The organism is Microvirga sp. CF3016 (assembly GCF_036314085.1).
In the GTDB taxonomy this organism is placed as follows: Bacteria; Pseudomonadota; Alphaproteobacteria; order Rhizobiales; family Beijerinckiaceae; genus Microvirga.
The window spans coordinates 34702-51232 of record NZ_JAYGGM010000011.1; the positions used below are offsets into that span (position 1 = coordinate 34702).

The window sequence follows — 16531 nt, forward strand, 5'->3', positions numbered from 1 at the left end:
TCAGTCATTAAACGATGAGGATGTCGTGACGGCACGACAGAGGACAAAACGGCGAGCCCCGGCCAGGAGCGAGGACGAGCGTCAGGCCAAGCTCCAGACGATCCTGGACTCCGCCCTCGACATCTTCCTGGAGAAGGGGTTCGCTGATGCCCGCCTCGACGACGTGGCAGCCCGAGCAGGCGTGGCCAAGGGAACGCTCTACCTCTACGTGCCCTCGAAGCAGGCGCTGTTCGAGGCGCTGGTGCAATCCGGCATCGGCGGCCCGGTCGGCGCCATCGAGCAGAAGGTTCCGGATCCCTCTGCCTCGGCCGAGGATCAGCTCAGGGCGCTGTTCTACTTCCTGAGGACGGAGATCCTCGGCACGCGCCGCCGCGACATCGTCCGCCTCCTTCTGATGGAGGCAAGCCGCTTTCCCGAACTGGCGGAGGTCTATCACCGCGAGGTGATCGTCAGAGGCTTGCGGATCCTGCGCAGCATCGCCGAGCGGGGCGTCGCCCGCGGCGAGTTCCGCTCGGACGAGATCGCGCGGTTTCCGCAGCTGGCGATTGCGCCCGCGCTCGTCGCCCTGCTCTGGACCAGCCTCTTCCAGCGCTTCGACCCCATCGACATCGAGGCGATGCTGGAAGCGCATCTGACGCTTCTGATGAAGGCGCTGAAAGGGCATCCGTCATGAAGACCGTGCGGCTCATCGTCTTCGCCGTGTTGCTTCTCGCGGGAGGAACGGCCGCCTGGTTCTTCTGGCCGCGCCCGGATGCCACCACGCGCTTCCAGGGCTATGTCGAAGGCTATCTCATCTTCATGGCTCCCGAGGAGGGCGGACGCATCGAGGAATTGACGGTCGATTCCGGCGATCGCGTGAGCGAGGGCAAACCGCTCTTCAGGCTCGACGCTTCCGTGCAATCCGCGCAGCGCAACGAGGCCGAGGCCAAGCTGCAGCAGGCGCGCGCGCAGCTCGCCAATGTTCGGGCCGCCCTTCAGCGGCCCGAGGAGATCGCCGTTCTCGAAGCGCAGGAGGAGCGCGCGCAGGCGCAGCTCGGCCTGTCCCAGGCCGAACTCGACCGGCAGAGAACCCTGTTCGAGCGCGGCATCGCCGCAAAGGCGCAGTATGATCAGGCAAGAACCGCCTTCGAGCGGGACAAGGCCGCCCTCGCCGAGGTGCAGCGGCAGATCCAGGCCGGGCAGATCGCCGGACGCTCAGGCGAGATCGGCGCGGCGGAAGCCGCCGTGCAGGCCAACGAGGCGGCCCTGATGCAGGCGGAGACCCGCCTCGCCAAGCGCCAGGTGAAGGCGCCGTCCGAGGCTCAGGTCCAGGATGTCTATTTTCGTGAGGGAGAGACGGTGAATGCAGGCCAGCCGGTGCTGGCGCTCCTGCCGCCCGCCAACCGTCGCATCCGCTTCTATGTACCCGAGCCCCTGCTCGCCACCATCGCGCTCGGACAGAATGTCGGCCTCTCTTGCGACAGCTGCAAGGAGGGGCTCCAGGCCCGCATCAGCTTCATTTCCAACGAGGCCGAGTTCACGCCCCCGGTGATCTTCAGCGAGCAGGAACGCGCGAAGCTCGTGTTCCGTGTCGAGGCGCGTCCGCTCGACGGAACCGAGCTGCCCATCGGCCTGCCGGTCACCGTCACGCCTGCGGAACCGCGATCATGACCCTGGATGTCGCGCCTTCCCATCCCGTTACGGCGGAGCCCGAGATCGTCATCGACGTCGAGGGGCTGACGAAATCCTTCGGCGGAAGAGCCGTCGTGAAGAACCTCTCCATGCAGGTCCGTCGCGGGCTGATCTACGGCTTTCTCGGACCCAACGGCAGCGGCAAGACCACGACCATTCGCATGTTGTGCGGGCTCCTGACGCCGGACAGCGGGCACGGCACCTGTCTCGGTTACGACATCCTGACCCGATCGGCCGAGATCAAGCGCCATGTGGGCTACATGACGCAGAAGTTCTCGCTCTATGCAGATCTCTCGATCCGCGAGAACCTCGAATTCGTCGCCCGGGTCTACAACCTCGCCGATCCGCGCAAGGCCGCGCGCGAAGCCATCCGGCGGCTCGGGCTCGAGAACCGCGCCGAGCAGCTCGCGGGCGAGTTGTCGGGCGGCTGGAAGCAGCGCCTCGCGCTCGGAGCCTGCATCCTGTCCGAGCCGCAGCTCCTCCTCCTCGACGAACCGACGGCCGGCGTCGATCCGAAGGCGCGCCGGGATTTCTGGGACGAGATTCATGCGCTTGCCCACGAAGGCATGACCGTGCTCGTCTCGACGCATTACATGGACGAGGCCGAGCGCTGCCACGAGATCGCCTACATCGCCTACGGCGAGCTGCTCACGAGAGGCACCGTCGCCGAGGTGATCGCCAACGCCCATCTGGCGACCTACACCGTCACCGGACCGGACCTCGCGGACCTCGCCGAGCGTCTCAAGTCCCTCGACGGCGTCGACATGGTCGCGCCCTTCGGCATGGCGTTGCATGTGAGCGGGCGCGACGGCGCGAGGCTCGATTCCGCGACGAGGGACATGCGCGCGCATGGACCGCAGCATTGGGCGCCAGGCGAAGCCACCCTCGAGGACGTGTTCATCGATCTGATGAGCCGGTCGAAGGACAATTTCGGATGAGTGCCGGGATCAGCGACGTCGATCGGCGCACGCGGGGCTTCAAGGCTTCGCTGATGCGCCTGCGCGCCGCCTTCATCAAGGAACTGATCCAGCTGCGGCGCGACCGCATCACCTTCGCCATGATGATCCTGATCCCGCTCCTGCAGCTCACCCTGTTCGGCTATGCGATCAACACCAGCCCGCGGCATCTGCCCACGGCTGTTCTCGTGCAGGACGACAGCGCCTTCGCCCGGTCCTTCATGGCGGCGATGCGCGCCACCGATTATTTCGACATATCCATCTCGGCCACGAGCGAGGAGGATCTCGACCGCCTGATCCTGTCCGGCAAAGTCTTGTTCGGCGTGCAGATCCCGGCGCATTTCGGGCGTGACCTCATGCGTGGCGAGCGGCCGGCGCTCCTCGTGGTGGCCGATGCCGCCGACCCGACGGCGACCGGCAGTGCCATCGCGGCCCTGCAGGGTCTCTCGATGCAGGTCTTTTCCCGCGAGCTCACAGGCCCGGCCGCCAACCTCGCGCCGCAGCCGCTTCCCTATGAACTGCGGGTGCATCAGCGCTACAATCCGGCAGGCGAGACCCGCCTCAACATCGTGCCGGGCCTCATGGGGCTGATCCTGACGCTCACCATGCTGATCTTCACGGCCCTGTCCGTGACCCGGGAGATCGAGCGCGGCACGATGGAGAGCCTGCTCGCCATGCCGATCCGCCCGGTCGAGATCATGCTCGGCAAGATCGCCCCCTATCTGCTGGTCGGAGGCGTGCAGATGACCATCATCCTCGTCGCGGCACGCCTCCTGTTCGGCATCCCGGTGATCGGGAGCCTCTGGCTTCTCATCGGCCTGACGCTGCTCTTCATCCTGGCCAATCTGTCCATCGGCTACACCTTCTCGACCGTCGCCCAGAACCAGCTTCAAGCGATGCAGATGTCGTTCTTCTTCTTCCTGCCCAACATCCTCCTGTCCGGCTTCATGTTTCCGTTCAAGGGCATGCCGGGCTGGGCGCAGGCGATCGGCGAGATCCTGCCGCTCACCCATTACTTGCGAATCGTGCGCGGGATCATGCTCAAGGGTGCAACCTTCACGGATCTGCAGACCGACGTGCTGGCGCTCGCCGCCTTCACCCTGTTCGCCATGGGCGTCGCGGTGGCGCGCTTCCGCCAGACGCTCGACTGAGCGTCAATCGGCGACCGCCGCCTCCGCGGCCTTGACGGCGCTGCCGCGCAAGGGCCGCTCCTCGAGGGCGAGAAGAAAGGCGAGCGAAAGTCCGAACCCGACGATGGCCGCGATGAACACGTAGCGGAACACATCTGCCAGATCGACTCCGCTCCGGGCGGCGACCGCGCTCAAGGATTCGAAGCTTGCGGCCCCGCTCAGGCCCGACCCGCTGAGCACGATGGCTCCGAAGATCGCCACGATGAAGGCGCCGCCCAGCGAGCGGAAGAAATTGGCCGAGCCCGTCGCGGTTCCCATCTGGTGCGGCGTCACCGCGTTCTGGGTCGTCACCATGGTGACCGGCAGCACCGTGCCGAGCCCGATGCTGACGATGGCCAGAATGATCTCGACGGTGACGATCGACAGCGAAGGTCCGTAGGCTGCGAGGATTCCTGTGGTGGCCATGGCGACGAGAAGGCCCGCGGTGGGAAGCCGCTTGTAGTGCTTCACCTTCGCCATGGTGCGGCCGGAGAGCGTCGCGCCCACGACCGTGCCGGCCATCAGGGGAATCAGGGCGAGGCCCGACTGGCTCGCCGAGAGGCCGCGCACGGCCTCGAAATAGACCGGCAGATAGATGGTGAGGCCGATATAGGTGCCCATGCCGAAACAGGCGGCGAGGACGCCCATGCGCACCACCGGATTGTGCAGCACGCCCGGCGGGATCAGCGGCTCGGGCGCAAGGCGCATGCGGAGGGCGAACAGACCCCAGAGCACGAGCGAGGCGGAAAAGAGCCCCAGAATCGGCAGGGAGGCCCAGGGGTAGCGCAGACCACCCCAGCTCAAGGCCAGCAGAAGCGCGACGGTCGCCGCCACGAGAAGAAGCGCGCCCAGGAGGTCGAGCTTGTGCGGCCGCTCGAACCGGGGGAGCTTCTTCAGGCTCTGGAAGGCGACGGCGAAAGCGACCAGTCCCAGCGGCAGATTGATCCAGAAGATCACCGACCAGTGGAGATGCTCGGCGAAGAAGCCGCCCAGCACCGGTCCGAGCAGGCTCGATGTCATGAACACGCTGGCGAAATAGACCTGATAGCGGCCGCGTTCCCGGGGCGAGACGATGTCGGCGATGATGGTCTGCGCCAGCGCGATCAATCCGCCGCCGCCGATGCCCTGCAGGGCGCGGGCGAGGATGAGGACGACCATCGTGGGCGCGAGTGCGCAGGCGATGGAGCCGATGATGAAGATCACGATGCCGATCAGCATCGTGACGCGCCGGCCATAGGAATCGCTGAACTTGCCGTAGAGCGGGGTTACGGCCGTGGAGGTCAGGAGATAGACCGTCACGATCCAGGGCAGGTGCTCTAGGTCGCCGAGGTCGTGGCCGATGGTCGGGAGCGCTGTCGCGATGATGGTCTGGTCCAGAGCCGCCAGGAACATGGCCAGCAGGACGCCCAGAATGATCGTGCGGATTTCGGCGTGGCTCAGGGCGGGTGCCGGGTGTTCCCGCAGGGTGTCGTTCGGTGACTGATCCATCGTGTCCATCGCGTTCCGGAGAGCCCATCTAGGGGAAACCGCAAGGTTTTGCCGGTCTTCGGTTGCAGGGCAGATATGCGTTCGGGCGGAAGACAGACTAAAGCCCAGGAGCCATCCACAGGTTCCGACCCTTTCCGTCCCCTGACGGCACGCCCGGCTCTAGCGTTGGCCGATGACGTTCCTGTATTGTTCGCGCCATGGCACCCCGCACCCATTTCTCCCGCGCCCAGGCCCGGCGCATCGCGCTCGCCGCTCAAGGGTTTCACGAAGGCCGTCCCACGGCCGCGACCAAGCGCCATGTGAGCCGCGTGCTGCAGCGTTCGCACCTGCTCCAGATCGATTCGGTCAACGTGCTGGTGCGTGCCCATTACATGCCGCTCTTCTCGCGGATCGGCGCCTATGACCGAGGCCTTCTCGAGACGACCGCTTATCGTCGCCGAAAGCGCGAGGCCTTCGAATATTGGGGCCACGAGGCCTCGCTGATCCGGCTCGACCTGCAGCCCTTCTTCCGCTGGCGCATGGAGCGCGCGAGGCGGGGTGAGGGCATCTATGGCGGGCTCGCCCGGTTCGGCTCCGAGAACCGCAGTTTCATCGAGGAGGTCCGCCGCGAGATCGCAAGCCGCGGCCCGATCGGGGCAGGCGAGTTGTCGATCGGCGGCAAGGGCCAGGGCTCCTGGTGGGGCTGGAGCGACGGCAAGCGAGCGCTGGAATGGCTGTTCTGGGCAGGCCTGGTCACCACCGCCACGCGGCGGGGATTCGAGCGCATCTACGACCTGCCGGAGCGGGTGCTGCCCGCCGAGATCCTCGACGCGCCGACCCCGTCCGAGGACGAGGCGCAGCGCGAACTCCTGAGGCTATCCATCCGGTCGCTGGGGATCGCCTCCGAGCGCTGCCTGCGCGATTATTTCCGCCTGGAGCCACAGGACGCGAAGGCCCGCATTCCCGAACTGATCGAGGCCGGCGATCTCCTTCCCGTCACGGTCGAGGGCTGGAACGGGCCGGTCTATCTCGACCCCCAGGCCAAACTGCCGCGCCGGGTTGAGGCGAGGGCTCTGGTATCGCCCTTCGACCCCATCGTCTGGGAACGCACGCGCACGGAGCGCCTGTTCGACTTCCGATACCGGATCGAGATCTACACCCCGGCCGAGAAGCGGGAATTCGGCTATTACTGCCTGCCCTTCGTGCTTGGCGAAAGGATCGTCGCCCGCGTGGACCTCAAGGCGGACCGGGCGGCCGGCAATCTCATCGTGCACTCGATCCACCCGGAGGCCGGGGTGCTGCCGGAGGAGATCGCGCCGCCGCTCGGAGACGAACTGCGCCTGATGGCCGAGTGGCTCAATCTCGGCAGCATCACCGCCTCGAAGGCGTGGCAGAAGAAGCTAGAGGTGTGAGTGGATCACCGGCACGAGGCCGGTGATGATGGCGACAACTGACCCTCCCCTCGCCATATGGCTCAAACTTTCCTATCTCAGGAGGTCATGAACACGCTTCTCACCCCTGCCACGCGTCTGTGGTTTCGCCTGCGGCTCAATGAGATCGGCCCGCTTCTGTCCGTCTCCGCCTGCGGGTTTTTCGCCTGGGCTTTCATGGAGCTGGCCGATGACGTGGTGGAGGGCGACACCCATGCCCTCGACAGCCGGCTCCTGCTGGCGCTGCGCGATCCGCAGAACCCGGCCAATCCCCTCGGTCCCTCCTGGCTGGAGGAATCGGCCAGGGACTTCACCGGCCTCGGCGGCTACGCGATCCTGACGCTTCTCACCCTGGCGACGATCACCTATCTGCTCATGGCGGGAAAGCGCGGCGCCGCCCTCCTGGTGCTGGTCGCCATCGTCGGAGGCACGCTCCTGTCCACGGGGCTCAAGCTCGGGTTCGAGCGGCCCCGGCCGGATCTCGTGCCCCATGCCACGAGAGTCTACACAGCGAGCTTCCCGAGCGGCCATGCCATGATGTCGGCCATCACCTACTTGACGCTCGGTGCCCTCCTCGCCCGCGTGGAGAGGAGCCGGCGCGTCAGCGCCTTCATCATGGGGCTCGCCATCCTGACGACCCTGCTGGTCGGATTGAGCCGCGTCTATCTCGGCGTGCACTGGCCGAGCGACGTTCTGGCCGGATGGGCCGTCGGTGCCGCCTGGGCATCCCTGTGCTGGTTCGTAGCTCTGCAGCTGCAGCGGCGCGGCCAGGTGGAGAAGCCGGGCGAGACCTCGCCCCCAATCGATGCCAAGCCGGAATGACGGACGACACCAAACCGATCCGCAAGCCGCCGCGCAAGGTGACGCCCGCCTATCTGCAGCGGGCGGCGCTCGCCTATCTTGAGCGCTATGCCTCCTCGGCCGAGAACCTGCGCCGCGTGCTCCGGCGCAAGGTCGACAAGCGCTGCCGGCTGCGAGGCGAAGACCCGGCCGAGTTTCACGAGTTGATCGACGAGGTGGTGGCGAAGAGCCTCAGGAGCGGTCTCATCGACGACACCCGCTATGCGCAGGCCCGCGTCGCGACCCTGCGCCGGCGGGGCGGCTCCGCCCGCGCGATCCAGGCGAAATTGTCCGCCAAGGGCGTGGACCGCAGCACCATCGCGGAAGCCCTGGAAGGCGAGGACGGCGACGAGGAGCAGGCCGCCGCCCGGGCCTTCGCCCGCCGCCGCAAGCTCGGGCCGTTCCGGCCCGGCGAGCGGGCGCCTTACCGCGACAAGGATCTCGCCGCCATGGCGCGGGCCGGCTTCCGCTTCGACGTGGCCCGGAACGTCATCGACCAGGAGAGCACGGAGGACGAGGTTTAGGCGCGTTCCCGCACGAACATGATCGTCGGCTTGTCCTTGTAGGTGGTGCGGGAAAATTCCCGGTAGCCGCACTTCTCCGCCACGCGAATCGACGGCTCGTTCTCCGGTGCGATGATGCAGGCGGTGCGGACAGGGCCGAAATGCTTTTCGCCCCAGGCAATGGCCGCGCGCGCGGCCTCCGTTGCATAGCCCCTGCCGTGACCGTGGGGTGCAATCACCCAGCCGATCTCCGGAACGCCGTCAAGGGATGGTTCGATCACGCGCCTGAAATCCGCGAAACCGACCTCGCCTAGGAAACGGCCGCTCTCCTTCTCAGCCACGACCCAGTAGCCGAAGCCCAACAGCGCCCAATGTCCGACATAGCGCACCAGTCGGGACCAGACCTCTTCCTGCGTGGACGGCTTGCCGCCGATGAACCGTGTCACCTCCGGGTCGCCCCAGAGGGCGAGACAATCGGCCAGATCGCCGGCCCGGTGGCCGCGCAGGACGAGGCGCTCGGTTTCGACGATCGGGACGGAGGGGGAAGCTGAGGGAACGGTGAGCATCGGTTCAGTCGCGTAGAGACCCTTCTTGCGCCTCGACCGACCCGCCGGGCAGGACGAACTCTGCTCCGCATCGGCGGCAGCGCGCACTTTCTCCGACGATCTCTGCATACCGGTCGTGATCATGCAAGGCCCGAAGGCATTTCGGGCAGCGATACCCTTCGATGGCCTCGAAATCGTAATCCGGCCCTACATAGGCGCAGATCAGGTGATGGACTATCGAGGAGACCGCAGCATCGCCGGCCTGACAAGAAGGGCATGTGATGCGCACGGCGCGAGGTCTCATCGCCGATCCTCACCGTCGAGATCGAAGATGCGCACGAACGCCTCGGCAACGCGACCGGCGATATCGGAATAGTACATATAAACGTGGACCGTGGCATTGAGCGCCGGGGGCTGCACGCCCGGATCGAGGCGGACACGCGCCACCTGGCCTCTTTGCGGCTCGCGCAGGATCGAGCTGCGGCGGCCCTCGAAGGTGTCGGAGATGGGGAGAATCTCGACGATGGTTCCGAGCACTCTGGACCGGCCGAGCCCGACGACGACCCGATAGCCCGGCTGAGGGTCGACGAGCCGGAAATCCGGGATGTACCAGTCGATATGGACGTCTCCGGCCTGGAAGATCTCGGCGATGGACGAGCCGGCCACCACGGTTTCCCCCGTGCGGGCGAGATGCGTCGCCACGATGCCGTCCACCGGCGAGAGCACCCGTCCGCCGTCGAAATCCCGTTCGGTCCGCTCATATTGGCTCTGGATCTGCCGGCGCGTTTCGGCAAGGCGCTGAAGCTGCGTGGCGGCCTCGTCCGATTCCGCCTCCAAGGCCACGACGTTCTGGACCGCCAGGGCCCGCTCGCGGTAAATCTCCGTGCGATAGGCGAGGCTCGCGCTCCCCCTGTTCGGCACCGCTTCGAGGCGGCGCACATTCTCGTCGGCAACACGCAGGCGCGAGCGCGCAGCCTCGACGGAATCGCGGGCCATGCGCGCCTTGACGCGCAACTCCGCCTCGCGGCCCGTCAGGTCGGCGAGCGCACGCATGAAGTTCGACAGGGTTTCGCTGACCTGCGGCGAGCGGACGAGGGCGATGGGCATGCCCGCCTCGATCCTCGCACCGGGCCTCGCGTCCATGCGCTGCACCTGCACGATGTAAGGCAGCGAGACGATCTCGCGCGGGGCCGAGACGATTCCTGGGCCGCTCAGGAAGACGAGGGGTGTGCTGAAGCGGAAGACGAAGAAGGCGACCACGCCGGTGACGCCGAGCGCATAGACGAAACGCACGATGCGCCCCGACGCGGAGCGGCGGCTTTCGACGGGATCGGGCATATGGGGATCGAGTCGGCGGAGCTGGATGTTCATGGCGCGACCCTTCAGGTCCGCTGACCGGTCAGGGCGCGCCGGATGCGTGGCGGAACGTAGTCGTCGGTGCGCGAGGCGCAGAACAGGATTTCCGACGTATAGGCGATGAAGCGCATGACCTTCATCGCGAGGCCCTGGTAGAGCGGAAAGACCAGAGCAGCCGCCAGGCTGAAGAAGCCCGGCGACCGTCCGAACAGGAGGCTCGCCAGCGCGATGTTGAACAGGGCCAGTCCGAGCAGTAACACATAGAGTGCGGCCAGGAACAGCAGCGTCTGCGGACCGAAGATAAGCGTGCAATAAACGAGATAGAACGGAAACGTCAGGGTCGGGACCAAGTCGAAGACGATGAAGTCCAGGCGCTGCAGCGTGTCGGACAGTCGCTCAGGCCGGACGATCTCGCCCTCCCGGTATTCGACGAGGCGGATCCGCAGGGCATCGCGGTCCCAGCGCTGGCGCTGACGGATCAGACTCACCGCGTTGTCGGGAACCACCGTGCTCGCCCAGGCGTCGGGCACGAAGCGCACCCGATAGCCGAGACGGCGCAGGCGCAGGGTCATCTCGAGATCCTCCCCCGGACCGGGGTCGAGCCCGCCCCGCGCCAGGAAAATGTCGCGCCGGTAGACCGAGCATGCCCCCGAGCAGCAGGAGATCGCCCCGATGATGTCGAGGAAGGTTTTGCCCGCGCTGATCGACATCAGATATTCGAGCCCCTGAAGGGCCGTGCTGAGCGAAGCGCCTTCGTTGCTGACGCCCAGATTGCAGCAGGCGGCCGCAACGCGCGGATCGCGGAAGGCGGCGGCGAGGCGGGCGAGCGCGGTCGGTTCGAAGACGGTGTCCGGATCCATGGCGAGCACCAGATCGCCGCGCGCGAAACGTGCGCCCGCATTGACCGCCGGGCTGCGCCCGCAGCGGGTGCCGTGATGGATGACCATGTCGATCAGCCCCGCCGCCTGCGCTTCATGGGCCGTCGCCAGCGTGTCGTCGGTCGATCCGTCGTCCACCACGATGATTTCCAGAGGCCTGAAGGTCTGCCGGTGGAGCGAGGCGATGGAGTGCAGGAGGCCGGGACCGCCGTTGAAGGCCGGGAGGATGACGCTGATCGTAATGCCTCCCGTTGCCTCTACGATCGCCGGTTTCGAGGGCCATCGCATCGGCACGAGCGCCATGAGCGAGATCGTGTACCGGGGGATGTCGAGAACGAACACCGAAATGGCGAGTAGAGCCCAATCCGCATGCCTGAGGAGCGCCAGCATTTCAGGCAAGGGACACGCCCCGCTGTCGAAGGATGATATCGTGCCGGCGGTGCTTCATTGACGTCCTGTGCAGGGTTGTCACCTGTTCCGGCTCCAGCCGGGCTCTTGCACAATCCTGAACCGGCCGGAAAAGTTCCGAAATAACATTTCTTATGCGCCTGAAACAGTGACGCATGGGCTCCTGTGGCCTGGGAGGAGATCGCAGATTGCTACAGCAGCCCTGCGCCGACATTCACCGCCAGCGCCAGGATCGTGGTGTTGAAGAGGAAGGACAGGATCGTGTGGGCAAGCGCCAGGCGGCGCATGCGCTTGGACACGATCACCACATCGGAGGTCTGTGCCGCCGCGCCGAGATTGAACGAGAAATACAGGAAATCCCAGTAGTCGGGCTGACCCTTGCCGGGAAAGCTGAGGCCCTGCCGCTCGCCTTTGTCGCCGTAATATTCATGAGCGTAATGAATGGCGTAGATCGTGTGCACGAAAAACCACGAGCAGAGAATGGTGAGGCCGGCGATGGTCAGGTGGAAACCTTGCTGATCGGGTCGGTTGGCCTGGATGTTGGTCAGTTCCACTGCGATGGCGGCAAGGCTCGCGACGGAGGCCGCCAGCGTCAGCGCGAGCACGACCACCGCACTCTCATCCTCCTGCGCCGCGCGCTCCTGCATTTGGGCTGTGGAGGAGCGCAGGGCCATGGTCCAGGCGAGGAGAAGGTAGCAGGCCACGCCGATGTCCCAGGCGACGAGCATCCGGGAATTCACCGGCCAGGACGATGGCAGGACGGCAAAGACCAGGAGCGTGGCAAGGGCGGAGCCGAGAAGCCGCGGACGCAGGCGGGCCTGCAAGGGAATCGACATCACAATCCTGCAATTCGAAAGAGATAGTGCCTCTGGAGGCTAGAGCCTCCTGTTCTAGATCACCAAGCCTAGCCGCAAAGGAGACCACGATGAACCGCAAGGCAAGAGCCGTTTGGCAGGGTACGGGCAAGGATGGCAGCGGCCATCTCACGTCGGATTCCGGCGTGCTGTCCTCGACGCCTTATTCCTTCAAGACCCGCTTCGAGAACGAGAAGGGCACGAATCCGGAGGAGCTGATCGCCGCCGCCCATGCGGGCTGCTTCACCATGGCGCTCGCCTTCCAGCTCCAGGGCGCCGGCTTCACCCCGACCGAGCTTGCCACCGAGGCGGTCGTTTCCCTCGAACAGGAGGGCAGCGGCTTTACGATCAAGAAGTCGGCCCTGACGCTCAACGCCAACGTGCCGGGCATCGACCGCGCGAAATTCGAGGAACTCGCCCGCGCGGCGGAGAAGAACTGCCCGGTCTCCAAGGTGCTGAACGCCGAAATCACCATGGATTTCACGCTGGCTTGAGTGTTCAGCCGTCATCACCGGCCTCGTGCCGGTGATGACGATCGAGAGGCGCAGCGTTCCTCAGGAACGAGATGGCCGGGCTTGTCCCGGCCATGACGCGTGAGGGATGTGAAGCCCTTTACATCGCGGCTTTCTTGTAGCTGTCGATGATGGCCTGTCCGTCCGCGCCGGCCTTCTTCAGCCAGTCCTGCGTCAGCTGCTCGCCGACCTTCTGCAGGCCCGCCTTGAGCTCCGGGCTCGGCGGCTGGATCTTCATGCCCTTCGCGGTCATCTGGTCGACATACCACTTGGTCTTTTCCTGAGCCGTCTTCCAGCCGCGCTCCTCGGCCGTCCTGGCGGCCTTCAGGATGGCCTCCTGGGTCGGCTTGTCGAGGGCGTCGAAGGCCGCCTTGTTGACGAAGGTCAGGTTCTTCGGGATCCAGGCCTGCGTGTCGTAGAAGTGGGTGAGCGATTCCCAGACCTTCGAGTCGTAGCCGGTGGCGCCGGAGGTCATGAAAGTGTTGACCACGCCCGTGGCGAGCGCCTGCGGCAGGTCCGCCGCCTGGACGGTGACCGGCTGCGCGCCCACGAGTTCCGCGATGCGGGCGGTGCCGGGATTGTAGGAGCGCCACTTCACCCCTTTGAGATCCTCGACGGTGTTGATGTCCTTCTTGGCGAAGATCCCTTGAGGCGGCCACGGCACCGCAAAGAGCAGCATCAGGCCCTGGCTCGCGAGCTTCTTCTCGACCGCCGGCTTCTGCACGTCCCAGAGCTTCTTCGCCTGATCGAAGGAGGTGGCCAGGAAGGGCACCACGTCGAGGCCGTAGACCGGATCCTCGTTCTCGTGCAGCGACATCAGCACCTCGCCGGCCTGCGCCTGGCCGGTCTGCACCGCGCGCTTGATCTCCGGCGCCTTGAAGAGCGAGGCGTTGCCGTGAACCGTGATCTGCAGCTTGCCGCCGGTCGCGTCCGCCACATCCTTGGCGAAGGCGTTCAGGTTCTCGGTGTGGAAGTTGTCCGGCGGATAGGCGGCGGGCAGGTTCCACTTGGTCTGGGCCATGGCGGGGGCTGCCATCAGCAGCGCGCCGGCGAGGCTCAGGCTGAAGCGTGTCATGGGTTTCATCGTTCGTCTCCCTCTGGTTTTCTGTGAACGAGTCTAATCCGAGAACGCCATCTGCGGCAGCACCATGACGATCTGCGGGAACACGGTAATGATGGCGACCGCCGCGACGAGCAGGAAGAAGAAGGGCAGCGAGGCGAGCGCCACCGTGTTCGAGTCCTTGCCCGACATGGTCTGCAGCACGAAGAGATTGAAGCCGACCGGCGGCGACACTTCCGCCATCTCGACCACCAGGATCAGGAAGATGCCGAACCAGATCAGGTCGAAGCCCGCGGTCTTGACCATGGGGATCACGACCGCGGTGGTGAGCACGATCATCGAGATGCCGTCGAGCGCCGTGCCGAGCAGGATGTACATGACCGTGAGCGCCGCGATGAGCGCGTAGGGTGACAGCTGCAGGCCGTCGACCCAGGAGGCGAGCGCCTGGGGAATGCCCGTATAGGCCATGGAGGTCGACATGAAGGAGGCGCCGGCCAGGATCAGCATGATCATGCAGGTGATCCGCGTCGTGCCCATGACGCTCTTCCAGAACGAATCCCAGGACAGCGAGCCCGACCACCAGGCGATGGCGAGCGAGCCGAGCACGCCCCAGGCGGCGCATTCGGTCGCCGTCGCCCAGCCGAGCAGCAGGGTGAGAAACACGAGCGTGATCAGAAGCGCCACGGGGATGAGGTTCGTGGATTCCCTCAACTTCTCGCGAAAGCTCATGGTCGGCTCGGGCGGCGGCGACTTGCCGGGATTGAGCAGCGACCACACGGCGATGTAGCCGGAATAGAGCGCCATCACGAGAAGGCCCGGCAGGAAGCCCGCGAGGAAGATCTGGATGATCGACACGTTGGCGGCCACCGCATAGACCACCATGGTGATCGAGGGCGGGATGAGAATGCCCAGCGTCCCGGCGCCCGCGAGAGAGCCCAAGCTCACCATGTCGTCGTAGCCGCGCTTCTTCAGCTCCGGCAGGGCAATCTTGGCCACCGTCGCGCAGGTGGCGGCGGACGAGCCGGACACGGAGCCGAAGATGCCGCAGGCGAGCACGTTCACATGCATGAGCCGGCCGGGCAGCCAATTGAGCCAGGGCGCGAGGCCCCGGAACATCTCTTCTGACAGACGCGTGCGGAACAGGATCTCGCCCATCCAGATGAAGAGCGGCAGCGCCGCCAGCGTCCAGGAGGCGGAATTGCCCCAGATCGTGGTGGCGAGCACCGAGCCCGCCGGGATGCCCCCACCCACGAACTGCATGCCGACCCAGCCGCAGGCCATGAGCGCGATGGCGATCCACACGCCGCCGGCGAGCAGCACCGCGAGCAGCAGGAGCAGCAGGCCCGAGATCTCGATGAGCTCCATGGTAGCCTACACTCCGCTCTGGATCGCACGCTCCACCACCTCTTCGGCCGTGGTGGCGGGCGGCTTCTCGTAGCGCGGATCGCCGCCACGCAGCACATGGACGAACTCGTCCAGGAAGGCGATGAACAGGATCACGAGGCCGGTGGCATAGCCGATCTGTGGGATCCAGAGCGGGATCGCGAGCACGCCTTGGGCCATGTCGTTGAAGCGCCAGCTGTCATAGGTGAGCTGAACCGCATGCCAGGCGAAGAAGCCCACGAAGCCGAGGCCGATCACCAGGGAGAACATCTCCAGCAACCAGCGGGTGCGTCCCTGCACGCGGTCGATCAGCAACCCGACCCGGATCATCTCGCCGGAGCGGAAGGTATGGGCCAACCCCAAAAATGCCATCGCGGCCATGGACCAGGAGGCGAGATCGTCGCCGGCCGGAATGTTGACGCCGATGCCGCGCCCGAGGGACAGGCCCATCATCAGCAGGAAGATCACGAGGAGGAACAGGCCTGCGAGATAGCCTGAGAGGCGATAGAGGCCGTCGAGAAGGGTGCGGATCATACAGTCCGTTTCGGGCGTTCGGCGAGAGAGCTTGGCCAAGTCTAGGGGCATTCACGACAGGCGCAAGCGCTTCCTCCACCCTGGCTGCACAGCCCTTGGGCATTTCGTCATGGCAATGCCCAGCTTCGTGACAGAACCGTCGCCCTGGCGTCGCCGTTGAGATGTCGGACGTGATGGCGCGTCGCGATTGCAGGAGGACCTCATGATCTCCAAGCACGTGTTCGTAGCTCTGGCCAGCGTGGCTTTGATCGCCATGCCGGCCATGGCCCAGACCAACCAGCCCGCAGGCCCGATGCCGAGACCGTCGGCAGGAGACCCCAGCTTCGGTGCGAAAGAGCCGGCGCGCATGGGCCCCGGCAGCTGGCTGACGCAGGAGCAGCCCGGGCAGTGGCGGGCCTCCAAGCTCGAAGGCCTGGATGTCTACAACCAGGACAACGAGAAGATCGGCGACATCAGCGAATTGCTCGTGGACAGCGGCGGCAGGATCCAGGCCGTGGTCGTGGGGATCGGCGGCTTCCTGGGCCTCGGCGAGCGTGATGTGGCCATTCCCATGGACCAGATCAGGTTCGTGAACGAACCGCGCGCCGTGGCAACGAACTCCACCACGGACGGCACGGCCGCCACCACGCCGAACGCTCCGGCCACGCCGCGAGGGCCCGCCAGCGCAACGGCGCCGGGGAGCAGCCCGACGGCGCCGACCACCACCGGCACGGTTGCTCCAGGGCAACCGGATGACGCCGCCCGCTCAGGTCCCGATCATGCCGTGCTGACGATGAACATGACCAAGGACCAGCTGAAGGCGGCTCCGGAGTTCAAGTTCGCGCGCTAGATCGTTTCGGCTGAACAGAAGGGGACTTGGTTGTTGGGGCGGGACGTGACCGCCCCTGATCACCTCTGCGGGTGCGCTCCGGCTCAATGCCGGATGATTCCTGGCCAAGAGTGCGGGATGCGACCTCCCGCCCTCT

The 16531-nt window shown here is 65.9% G+C and carries 18 protein-coding genes; 9 read left to right on the forward strand and 9 right to left on the reverse strand.

Annotated features, from left to right (window positions below):
- Positions 1–25 precede the first annotated feature (25 nt).
- From VB672_RS16780 to VB672_RS16795, 4 genes are read left to right on the forward strand one after another with little or no spacing between them, the layout of a single operon-like run.
- The gene (locus VB672_RS16780) at positions 26–673 is read left to right on the forward strand and encodes a TetR/AcrR family transcriptional regulator (RefSeq protein ID WP_329785345.1); all 648 of its coding nucleotides are present in this window, start codon (positions 26–28) and stop codon (positions 671–673) included.
- Positions 670–1650, forward strand: coding sequence for an HlyD family secretion protein (locus VB672_RS16785; RefSeq protein WP_329785346.1), 981 nt, complete (start codon positions 670–672; stop codon positions 1648–1650). Before VB672_RS16780 ends, VB672_RS16785 begins: the two co-directional genes overlap by 4 nt.
- The gene (locus VB672_RS16790) at positions 1647–2609 is read left to right on the forward strand and encodes an ABC transporter ATP-binding protein (RefSeq protein ID WP_329785347.1); all 963 of its coding nucleotides are present in this window, start codon (positions 1647–1649) and stop codon (positions 2607–2609) included. Before VB672_RS16785 ends, VB672_RS16790 begins: the two co-directional genes overlap by 4 nt.
- Entirely contained in the window at positions 2606–3778 is a 1173-nt protein-coding gene (locus VB672_RS16795) for an ABC transporter permease (RefSeq protein ID WP_329785348.1), read from the forward strand. The genes VB672_RS16790 and VB672_RS16795 overlap by 4 nt, the downstream gene beginning before the upstream one ends.
- 3 nt (positions 3779–3781) lie before the next feature.
- Here VB672_RS16795 and VB672_RS16800 read toward each other — a convergent pair whose 3' ends face one another.
- Entirely contained in the window at positions 3782–5284 is a 1503-nt protein-coding gene (locus VB672_RS16800; RefSeq protein ID WP_329785349.1) for an MDR family MFS transporter, read from the reverse strand.
- 197 nt (positions 5285–5481) lie between these two features.
- Here VB672_RS16800 and VB672_RS16805 point away from each other — a divergent pair, with 197 nt between their 5' ends.
- The 3 genes from VB672_RS16805 to VB672_RS16815 all read left to right on the forward strand — a co-directional run bounded on the left by VB672_RS16805 (position 5482) and on the right by VB672_RS16815 (position 8057).
- Positions 5482–6675, forward strand: a complete 1194-nt coding sequence (locus VB672_RS16805) for a winged helix-turn-helix domain-containing protein (protein WP_329785350.1) — start codon at positions 5482–5484, stop codon at positions 6673–6675.
- A gap of 87 nt (positions 6676–6762) precedes the next feature.
- On the forward strand, positions 6763–7515 hold the full coding sequence (locus tag VB672_RS16810; RefSeq protein WP_329785351.1) for a phosphatase PAP2 family protein: 753 nt from the start codon (positions 6763–6765) through the stop codon (positions 7513–7515).
- Complete coding sequence (locus VB672_RS16815) at positions 7512–8057, forward strand: regulatory protein RecX (protein ID WP_329785352.1); 546 nt, start codon at positions 7512–7514, stop codon at positions 8055–8057. Before VB672_RS16810 ends, VB672_RS16815 begins: the two co-directional genes overlap by 4 nt.
- Here the strand turns inward: VB672_RS16815 and VB672_RS16820 are convergent.
- The 5 genes from VB672_RS16820 to VB672_RS16835 all read right to left on the reverse strand — a co-directional run bounded on the left by VB672_RS16820 (position 8054) and on the right by VB672_RS16835 (position 12059).
- Positions 8054–8725 (reverse strand): GNAT family N-acetyltransferase, encoded by a 672-nt coding sequence (locus tag VB672_RS16820; protein WP_329785353.1) that lies wholly within the window; start codon positions 8723–8725, stop codon positions 8054–8056. The genes VB672_RS16815 and VB672_RS16820 overlap by 4 nt on opposite strands.
- Positions 8607–8885, reverse strand: coding sequence for a hypothetical protein (locus VB672_RS22645; RefSeq protein ID WP_442932087.1), 279 nt, complete (start codon positions 8883–8885; stop codon positions 8607–8609). The genes VB672_RS16820 and VB672_RS22645 overlap by 119 nt, the downstream gene beginning before the upstream one ends.
- On the reverse strand, positions 8882–9952 hold the full coding sequence (locus VB672_RS16825) for an HlyD family secretion protein (RefSeq protein WP_329785354.1): 1071 nt from the start codon (positions 9950–9952) through the stop codon (positions 8882–8884). The genes VB672_RS22645 and VB672_RS16825 overlap by 4 nt, the downstream gene beginning before the upstream one ends.
- An 11-nt stretch (positions 9953–9963) precedes the next feature.
- Positions 9964–11205 carry a glycosyltransferase family 2 protein gene (locus VB672_RS16830; protein WP_329785523.1) on the reverse strand — a complete coding sequence of 414 codons (1242 nt, stop codon included), beginning with the start codon at positions 11203–11205 and terminating at the stop codon, positions 9964–9966.
- Positions 11206–11414: 209 nt separating this feature from the next.
- Positions 11415–12059: a DUF1345 domain-containing protein gene (locus VB672_RS16835; protein ID WP_329785355.1), complete on the reverse strand. Its 645-nt coding sequence runs from the start codon at positions 12057–12059 to the stop codon at positions 11415–11417.
- A gap of 89 nt (positions 12060–12148) precedes the next feature.
- On the opposite strand from VB672_RS16835, the gene VB672_RS16840 reads away from it, so the two are divergent.
- Positions 12149–12571, forward strand: coding sequence for an OsmC family protein (locus tag VB672_RS16840; RefSeq protein ID WP_329785356.1), 423 nt, complete (start codon positions 12149–12151; stop codon positions 12569–12571).
- 118 nt (positions 12572–12689) lie between these two features.
- Here the strand turns inward: VB672_RS16840 and VB672_RS16845 are convergent, their stop codons facing one another.
- From VB672_RS16845 to VB672_RS16855, 3 genes are read right to left on the reverse strand one after another with little or no spacing between them, the layout of a single operon-like run.
- Entirely contained in the window at positions 12690–13673 is a 984-nt protein-coding gene (locus VB672_RS16845) for a TRAP transporter substrate-binding protein (protein ID WP_329785357.1), read from the reverse strand.
- Positions 13674–13706: 33 nt separating this feature from the next.
- Complete coding sequence (locus VB672_RS16850; protein WP_329785358.1) at positions 13707–15014, reverse strand: TRAP transporter large permease; 1308 nt, start codon at positions 15012–15014, stop codon at positions 13707–13709.
- 6 nt (positions 15015–15020) lie between these two features.
- A complete protein-coding gene (locus VB672_RS16855; RefSeq protein WP_329785359.1) occupies positions 15021–15566 on the reverse strand; it encodes a TRAP transporter small permease in 546 nt (181 codons plus the stop codon).
- Between the two features lie 202 nt (positions 15567–15768).
- On the opposite strand from VB672_RS16855, the gene VB672_RS16860 reads away from it, so the two are divergent.
- The gene (locus VB672_RS16860; protein WP_329785360.1) at positions 15769–16395 is read left to right on the forward strand and encodes a PRC-barrel domain-containing protein; all 627 of its coding nucleotides are present in this window, start codon (positions 15769–15771) and stop codon (positions 16393–16395) included.
- The last annotated feature ends 136 nt before the right edge of the window (positions 16396–16531 follow it).

Coding starts and splice junctions, on each gene's coding strand:
- VB672_RS16785 (WP_329785346.1), top strand. CDS start 670: ATGAAGACCGTGCGGCTCATCGTCTTCGCCGTGTTGCTTCTCGCGGGA.
- VB672_RS16790 (WP_329785347.1), top strand. CDS start 1,647: ATGACCCTGGATGTCGCGCCTTCCCATCCCGTTACGGCGGAGCCCGAG.
- VB672_RS16795 (WP_329785348.1), top strand. CDS start 2,606: ATGAGTGCCGGGATCAGCGACGTCGATCGGCGCACGCGGGGCTTCAAG.
- VB672_RS16800 (WP_329785349.1), bottom strand. CDS start 5,284: ATGGATCAGTCACCGAACGACACCCTGCGGGAACACCCGGCACCCGCC.
- VB672_RS16805 (WP_329785350.1), top strand. CDS start 5,482: ATGGCACCCCGCACCCATTTCTCCCGCGCCCAGGCCCGGCGCATCGCG.
- VB672_RS16810 (WP_329785351.1), top strand. CDS start 6,763: ATGAACACGCTTCTCACCCCTGCCACGCGTCTGTGGTTTCGCCTGCGG.
- VB672_RS16815 (WP_329785352.1), top strand. CDS start 7,512: ATGACGGACGACACCAAACCGATCCGCAAGCCGCCGCGCAAGGTGACG.
- VB672_RS16820 (WP_329785353.1), bottom strand. CDS start 8,725: ATGATCACGACCGGTATGCAGAGATCGTCGGAGAAAGTGCGCGCTGCC.
- VB672_RS22645 (WP_442932087.1), bottom strand. CDS start 8,885: ATGAGACCTCGCGCCGTGCGCATCACATGCCCTTCTTGTCAGGCCGGC.
- VB672_RS16825 (WP_329785354.1), bottom strand. CDS start 9,952: ATGAACATCCAGCTCCGCCGACTCGATCCCCATATGCCCGATCCCGTC.
- VB672_RS16830 (WP_329785523.1), bottom strand. CDS start 11,205: ATGCTGGCGCTCCTCAGGCATGCGGATTGGGCTCTACTCGCCATTTCG.
- VB672_RS16835 (WP_329785355.1), bottom strand. CDS start 12,059: ATGTCGATTCCCTTGCAGGCCCGCCTGCGTCCGCGGCTTCTCGGCTCC.
- VB672_RS16840 (WP_329785356.1), top strand. CDS start 12,149: ATGAACCGCAAGGCAAGAGCCGTTTGGCAGGGTACGGGCAAGGATGGC.
- VB672_RS16845 (WP_329785357.1), bottom strand. CDS start 13,673: ATGAAACCCATGACACGCTTCAGCCTGAGCCTCGCCGGCGCGCTGCTG.
- VB672_RS16850 (WP_329785358.1), bottom strand. CDS start 15,014: ATGGAGCTCATCGAGATCTCGGGCCTGCTGCTCCTGCTGCTCGCGGTG.
- VB672_RS16855 (WP_329785359.1), bottom strand. CDS start 15,566: ATGATCCGCACCCTTCTCGACGGCCTCTATCGCCTCTCAGGCTATCTC.
- VB672_RS16860 (WP_329785360.1), top strand. CDS start 15,769: ATGATCTCCAAGCACGTGTTCGTAGCTCTGGCCAGCGTGGCTTTGATC.